Here is a 1281-nt window from a genome sequence, read left to right on the forward strand (position 1 = left end):
TACGCCTTTTGGTTATGTTCACCGTAAACGTTTTCAGATAGTTATAGTTAACGTCCGGTGGCTTGCCTCAGTGGCGTGACTCTCACCGAACAATCACAAATATAACCCAAACTTTGGGTTATCAGCGTATTTTCTAAAGAAACACAGAATTAAGCCATTGAGGCAAACCGCTGTTAGCAGCAGTAATTACTTTATGATGTATTTAGTTTTGTTAAGATTACCAATACTCTCAAACATATTCAATTCGATTCCTTTTTTTAAATCTCTACTTGCAGTTGCTGAAGACAAATCTTTGAAGACATTCATGTAATCTTTTCTTGTAAATTCTTTTGAGCCAAGTTTTAGAAAATATTCCAATCTATCAATATCTTTCAAAATTCTATTATTATAATTGAGCAAACTTTCTAATGATTTTTCAATTACACTAAGCATGTATTCGATGAAATAAGTTGACTTTCCTGATTTGTCACTTAGTGCTAATGATTTATAATATTCATCTTGAGTTTGGCTAATTAGAGTTTCGAATGGCAAAAACTCGAAGACTGAATATTCACTTATTAGTATCAAAGTCTGCCACAATCTTCCCATTCTTCCATTCCCATCTAAAAAGGGGTGAATGAATTCCATTTCATAATGAAACACACAGCTTTTTATTAATGTTAATTCATCAGAGTCTTTAAGATATCCAAATAGATCTTTCATCAGATGTGGAACATTTTCATGAGGAGGAGCAATGTGTTCCACTTTAGTTCCTTTAACTATTCCAACACCTTGCTTTCTATATTTTCCTGCACTTTCAATTAATCCTGTCATTAACTGAAGATGAGCCTTTAAAAAGCTTTTATCAGATGAAAATTTATATTCATCTAGTTTTTCATAAACCTTGATTGCATTTAGAACTTCTAAAACATCTTTCTCCGGACCGATTACTCTTTTGTTTTCAATCAACGCAGTAATTTGTTCTTCTGTTAAAGTATTGCCTTCAATTTGTAAAGAGGAATGAATTGTTTTGATTCTATTCTGTTTACGAAGTTGGGGAGATTGTTTACTTAGGTAATTAGCATTTACTTCTCCAATTTTTTCCGAAATGGAACTTATCAATTTTAGAATTTTCGGAGTTATGTCATAAGGTGGTTTCATTGGTACTATCATTTGATATTATAAAAAGTAGTTTTTTTTATCCGGACGTCAAAATATTATTGCTGCTAACGTCCCCGCGGCTTGCATTCAGTGGCTTACCTGTCACCGGACAATTGCAAATATAAACCAAACTTTGAGTTA

1 protein-coding gene is annotated in these 1281 nt (G+C 32.6%); it reads right to left on the reverse strand.

What is annotated here, in order from left to right:
* Nucleotides 1-186 precede the first annotated feature (186 nt).
* Nucleotides 187-1140 (reverse strand): Fic family protein, encoded by a 954-nt coding sequence (locus tag FNW07_RS13635; RefSeq protein ID WP_126745365.1) that lies wholly within the window; start codon nucleotides 1138-1140, stop codon nucleotides 187-189.
* Between the last annotated feature and the right edge of the window lie 141 nt (nucleotides 1141-1281).

The organism is Flavobacterium sp. GT3R68, assembly GCF_007109225.1.
Taxonomy (GTDB): domain Bacteria; phylum Bacteroidota; class Bacteroidia; order Flavobacteriales; family Flavobacteriaceae; genus Flavobacterium.